Genomic DNA, 6,109 nt, shown 5'->3' with positions numbered 1-6,109 from the left:
CCTTGCGTCGCGATGGGCTGCGCAGCAGCCCCGGCAATTTATGCATCTGTGCGCATACCCTGGGGCTGCTGCGCAGCCCATCGCGACGCAAGGCCGCTCCTACAAGGTGGACTTTTATCTCAAAGCCAGCACCGTACTAGCACCCACCCTGCAACCCTGTTGAAACCTCCAGCTTCGCCCCTGGCCTGCTTCTTGCTCTCTCATTTCATGTAGTGAGTACTTACCGAAATACACGCAGCATTTGAGTGTTTTGGTAGCGCAAGCAACCTCCAGAGATGAGCCCATAATGCAAACAACCATCTCCCTGCGGATCAACGGCCAGGCGGTCGACGTCAGCGCCATGCCCGACACCCCGCTGCTGCTGATCCTGCGCAACGACCTGTGCCTGAACGGCCCCAAGTACGGCTGCGGCCTGGGCGAGTGCGGGGCGTGCACGGTGATCATCGACGGCATCGCCGCCCGCTCCTGCGTCATTCCCCTGGCCGGCGCAGCGGGCCGTGACATCACCACCCTCGAGGGGCTGGGCAGCAAGGCCTCGCCGCACCCGGTGCAACAGGCGTTCATCGACGAACAGGCAGCCCAGTGCGGCTACTGCATGAACGGCATGATCATGACCGCCAAGGCCCTGCTCGACCGCATCCCCGAGCCCAGCGACGAACAGATCCGCAACGAACTGTCCGGCAACCTGTGCCGCTGCGGTACCCACGTCGAAATCCTGCGCGCCGTGCGCCGCGCCGCCGAGACCCGGAGAAAAGCATGAACCACTCGCAACAGGTGCCCAGCCGCAACCAGCTGCTGGCCAAGACCGGCGTACTGCTGATCGTTGACCAGATTACCCCGCCCTCCGGCCCAGTGGCCAAGGGCGTGACACCCGTGGTCAAGGACCGCGAGCTGGCGCTGTTCATCGCGGTCAGCGACGACGGTATGGTCTACGCGTTCAATGGCCACGTCGACCTGGGCACCGGCATCCGCACCTCGCTGGCGCAGATCGTCGCCGAAGAGCTGGACCTGCGCATGGACCAGGTGCACATGGTGCTGGGCGACACCGAACGGGCACCCAACCAAGGCGCGACCATTGCCAGTGCCACCTTGCAGATTTCCGCCGTACCGCTGCGCAAGGCTGCGGCCACGGCGCGCCGCCATCTGTTGCAACAGGCGGCGCATCGCCTTGGCGGCGAGCCCGAGGCGCTGCGCATTGAAGACGGCACGGTTATCGCCTGTAATGGCAGCACACTGAGCTTTGCCGAACTGGTACGCGGCGAAAACCAACAGCTGCACATTGCCGACGACGCGCCGCTGAAAGCCATCGAAGACTACCGCCTGGTCGGGCGCAGCACCGCCCGCGTGGACATCCCCGGCAAGGCCACCGGTGAACTGACCTACGTGCACGACATGCGCCTGCCCGACATGCTGCATGGCCGGGTCATCCGCCCGCCCTACGCCGGCCACGACAGCGGCGACTTCGTCGGCAACAGCCTGCTGGCGGTAGATGAGAGCTCCATCGCCCATGTGCCCGGCGTGGTGGCCGTGGTGGTGATCCGCGACTTCGTGGGCGTAGTGGCCGAGCGCGAGGAGCAAGCGATCCGCGCGGCCCATGAGCTGAAAATCAGCTGGAAGCCCTTTACCGAGAAGCTGCCCGACCTGAGCGATGTCGCCCAGGCCATCCGCGACAACCCGCGGGTGCAGCGTACCGTGCTGGACCAGGGCGATGTCGACGCCGGCATCGCCAATGCCAGCCAGCGCCTTAGCCGCAGCTACCTGTGGCCGTACCAGTTGCATGCTTCGATCGGCCCCTCGTGCGCGCTGGCCGACTACACAACCGGGCAGATTCGCGTGTGGTCCGGCACGCAAAATCCGCACCTGCTGCGCGCTGACCTGGCCTGGCTACTGGCATGTGGCGAAGAGCGCATCGAGATCATCCGCATGGAGGCCGCCGGCTGCTATGGCCGCAACTGCGCCGATGATGTGTGCGCCGATGCAGTGCTGCTGTCGCGCGCCGTGCAGCGCCCGGTGCGGGTGCAGCTGACCCGTGAGCAGGAACACGTGTGGGAACCCAAGGGCACTGCACAACTGATGGAGATCGACGGCGGCCTGAATGCCGATGGCAGCGTGGCCGCCTACGACTTCCAGACCAGCTACCCGTCCAACGGTGCGCCTACCCTGGCCCTGCTGTTGACCGGCACCGTGGAACCGGTGCCGGCACTGTTTGAAATGGGTGACCGCACCTCGATCCCACCGTATGACTACGAACACATGCGCGTCACCATCAACGACATGACACCGCTGGTGCGCGCTTCGTGGATGCGCGGCGTATCAGCCATGCCCAACAGCTTCGCCCACGAATCGTACATCGATGAGCTGGCCTTTGCGGCCGGTGTCGACCCGGTCGAATATCGCCTCAAGCACCTGTCCGACCCGCGCGCCATCGACCTGGTCAAAGCCACCGCCGAACGCGCCAACTGGCAGGCGCATACTCAACCCATGCAGGCACAAGCCGAAGGTGACGTGCTGCGCGGTCGCGGCTTTGCTTACGCGCGTTACATCCACAGCAAGTTCCCCGGTTTCGGCGCGGCCTGGGCGGCGTGGGTAGCCGATGTGGCGGTGGACCGGCGTACCGGTGAAGTCGCCGTCACCCGCGTGGTGATCGGCCATGATGCCGGCATGATGGTCAACCCCGAGGGCGTGCGCCACCAGATTCACGGCAATGTCATCCAGTCCACCAGCCGGGTACTGAAGGAACAGGTGAGCTTCGAAGCGTCGACCGTGGCCAGCAAGGAATGGGGCGGCTACCCGATCCTGACCTTTCCCGAGCTGCCCGCCATCGACGTGATGATGCAGCCGCGCCAGCACGAACCCCCGATGGGCAGTGGCGAGTCGGCCTCGGTGCCCAGCGCAGCAGCCATCGCCAACGCCATTTTCGACGCCACCGGCATTCGTTTTCGCGAGCTGCCGATCACCGCCGAACGGGTGCGCGCCGCCCTCGGTGGCGATGCCCAGGGGCCTGAAGCAGCGACACCGCCACCAACGGCAAGCAAGCGCTCCCGGTGGTGGTTCGGCGGGCTGGCCGGGGTGTTCGGCGCTGCCTTGGGCATGCTTGCCACCGCCCTGCCCTGGCGCGCCGAAATCGCCCCGGTGACCCCACCGGGTGCGGGCAGCTGGAGCGCCGCGATGCTCGAACGCGGGCGCCAGGTGGCCGCGGCCGGCGACTGCGCCGTGTGCCATACGGTCAGCGGCGGCAAGGTGAATGTCGGCGGGCTGGCGATGGACACGCCGTTCGGCACGCTGTACAGCACCAACATCACTCCCGACCCGGAAACCGGCATCGGCCGCTGGTCGTTCGCCGCCTTCGAGCGGGCCATGCGCGAAGGCATCAGCCGTGATGGCCGGCACCTGTACCCGGCCTTTCCCTACACCTCGTTTCGCAACATCAACGACGCCGACATGCAGGCACTGTATGCCTACCTGATGTCGCAAGCCCCGGTGCGCCAGGAAGCGCCCGCCAACCAGATGCGCTTCCCGTTCAACCAGCGGCCGTTGATGGCCGGCTGGAACGCGCTGTTTCTGCAACGCGGTGAATACCAGCCAAACCCGCAGCGCAGCGAACAGTGGAACCGCGGCGCTTACCTGGTCGATGGCCTGGGCCATTGCACCGCCTGCCATTCGCCGCGCAACCTGATGGGCGCAGAAAAAGCCGGCAGCAGCTACCTGGCTGGTGGCATGGTCGATGGCTGGGAAGCCCCGGCCCTGAATGCCTTGGGCAAGTCGTCTACGCCGTGGAGCGAAGACGAACTGTTCAGCTACCTGAGCACCGGCTTTTCCGAGAAGCACGGCGTGGCGGCGGGCCCCATGGGCCCGGTGGTCAGCGAACTGGCCACGCTGCCGAAAAGCGACGTACGCGCCATCGCCCACTACCTCAGTTCACTCGATGGCGAGCCACAGGCGCAAACCGCCAAAGCTGCGACTCAGGCAGACACGCAAGTGTCGCTGAGCAACGGCGAGCGGGTGTTCAAAGGCGCGTGCATGGCCTGCCACAGCGATGGCCTGGGGCCAAAGCTGTTTGGCGTCAGCCCGTCGATGGCGGTCAACAGCAACGTTCACAGCGACCTGCCGGACAACCTGCTACGGGTGGTACTGCACGGCATACCGACCCCGGCAACCCGCGACCTGGGTTACATGCCCGGCTTCAAGGGCAGCCTGTCGGACCGCCAGGTAGCCGACCTGGCGGCCTACCTGCGCCAGCGCTTTGCAGCTGACAAGCCGGCCTGGCAAGGGCTGGCCACCAAGGCCGCGCAAGTGCGCGCCAACCCCGGCAGCCATTGAGGTCAGCGGCGCAGGCCGCGCAGGGCGAGGTCGCTGATGAAGACCAGCCAGTCGGCCTTGGCCTGCTTGTCGGCCAGGTCCACGGCAAGGAACGAGCTGAGCGTATGGCGGTTGGAGTTATAGAAGTAGCAGAGCGAGGCAATCATCAGGTAGGCGTGGGTGATGTCGATGTCGTCGCGGAACAGGCCCTTGGCCTGGCCCGCCTCGATGATCGGCCGCAGCACGCCAACCGCCTCGCCAGACAAGGCCTTGAGGTTTTGCGACTTGCGCGCGTGCTGGCCCTGGTGAAGGTTTTCGGTGGCCAGGATGGTGACGAATTCGGGGTGGCGCACGTAGTAGTCCCAGATAAACGCCACCAGCTCGCGCAGGGCCTGCTCGGGGTCGGTGAGGTCGAGCCGCAGCCTGGCTTCGGCCTGGTTGAAGCTGGCGTAGATGTGCTCCAGTACACTGATGAACAGCTTTTCCTTGTTGCCGAAGTAGTAATAGATCATCCGGTCGTTGGACTTGGCCAGGGTGGAGATCTGCTCGACGCGCCCACCGGTGAAGCCTTCCTTGCTGAAGACCTTTACCGCGGCCTTGAGAATGTTGTCCCGGGTGCGGTCGGCCTGTTGGGCACGAATACCGGTTTTACGCGTTTGCATGTCGGTCCCTGTGGGGCTGGCCAGATAACCCACACTGCCACAGACGATGGGCCATTGCGCGGCTTTTTCGGCTGGGCACAGACCGTATGAGCGAGGGAGCGGAGCATGCAGCATCTCGACCTGCAGGTGATCGACCAGGCCCTGCAATGGGCCCGGGCCGGCGATACGGTTTGGCTATGCACGGTGCTGTCCACTTACGGCTCGGCGCCCCGCTCACCTGGCGCAATGCTGGCGTGCCGTAGCGCGCAAGAATGGGTCGGCTCTCTGTCCGGCGGCTGCGTCGAAGAAGAGTTCCTTGCCAGCCTGGCGCACGACGCGTTCAGCCAGCCTGCGCAGGTGGTGCGATATGGCGATGGTCAGGAACAGAGCCGGCGGTTGCGCCTGCCCTGCGGCGGCGTGCTGGTGGTGCTGGTGGAGCGGCGGCCGGCCCAAGGTGCCTGGCTGGCGCATCTGCAGGCCTTGCGCGGGGCGTTGTTGGGGCAGCAGCGTGTCACCCGCAAAGTCGCCTTGCCGGCGGGAGACTTTACGGTGCACGGCGACAACAGTGTTGCCGTGCGCATGGACGAGGATGCCGTGCATATCGGCATCGGCCCTGCCCTGCGCCTGGTGCTGGCCGGGCTGTCACCGGTTGCCGAAGCCTGTGCCGACATTGCGCGTACGCTGGGCTGCGAGGTTATTGCCTGCGACCCGCGTGAAGAGATGGCGCATGTGCAGATACAGGGCGCGCAGATGCACCGGGTATTGCCCTCGTTGTTCATCGCGGCGGGCGGTTGCCATGCGGCCACCGCCGTGGTGGCGCTGACCCACGACCCGAAAATCGATGACCTGGCGCTGATGGAGGCGGTGCATACGCCAGCGTTCTACATTGGCGCCATGGGCTCGGCCGCGACATCGGCACGGCGTGCCGAACGGCTGCAGCGAATTGGCGGGTTGAGCGACCAACAGATCGAGCGGCTGCACATGCCCATCGGGTTGGACCTGGGCAGCAAGTCGCCAGCGGAGATTGCGCTGGCGGTGATGGCGGATGTGTTGCGGGTGTACCGGGGCAAGGCGCGGGATGCGTTGTAGTGGTCCTGTCTGCTTCGCGGGTAAACCCGCTCCCACAGGTACTGCGCTGGCTTCAGGCTCACGCTGTACTTGTAGGAGCG

The 6,109-nt window shown here is 65.6% G+C and carries 4 protein-coding genes; 3 read left to right on the top strand and 1 reads right to left on the bottom strand.

What is annotated here, in order from left to right; all coding sequences use genetic code 11:
• The first annotated feature begins 286 nt into the window (after positions 1-286).
• Positions 287-760, top strand: a complete 474-nt coding sequence (locus tag ACIP02_RS22100) for a (2Fe-2S)-binding protein (RefSeq protein ID WP_400620562.1) — start codon at positions 287-289, stop codon at positions 758-760.
• Entirely contained in the window at positions 757-4,320 is a 3,564-nt protein-coding gene (locus ACIP02_RS22095; protein ID WP_400620559.1) for a molybdopterin cofactor-binding domain-containing protein, read from the top strand. Before ACIP02_RS22100 ends, ACIP02_RS22095 begins: the two co-directional genes overlap by 4 nt.
• 2 nt (positions 4,321-4,322) lie before the next feature.
• On the opposite strand, the gene ACIP02_RS22090 is transcribed toward ACIP02_RS22095, so the two are convergent.
• A complete protein-coding gene (locus tag ACIP02_RS22090; RefSeq protein ID WP_400620556.1) occupies positions 4,323-4,961 on the bottom strand; it encodes a TetR/AcrR family transcriptional regulator in 639 nt (212 codons plus the stop codon).
• A 105-nt stretch (positions 4,962-5,066) separates the two neighbouring features.
• Between ACIP02_RS22090 and ACIP02_RS22085 the strand changes: the two genes are divergently transcribed.
• The gene (locus tag ACIP02_RS22085; RefSeq protein ID WP_400620553.1) at positions 5,067-6,029 is read left to right on the top strand and encodes an XdhC family protein; all 963 of its coding nucleotides are present in this window, start codon (positions 5,067-5,069) and stop codon (positions 6,027-6,029) included.
• Positions 6,030-6,109 lie beyond the last annotated feature (80 nt).

The sequence above is a fragment of the Pseudomonas sp. NPDC089408 genome (genome assembly GCF_044749445.1).
In the GTDB taxonomy this organism is placed as follows: Bacteria; Pseudomonadota; Gammaproteobacteria; order Pseudomonadales; family Pseudomonadaceae; genus Aquipseudomonas.
Note: the sequence above shows the minus strand (reverse complement) of the source record. Positions and strands in the feature narration are given on the sequence as shown.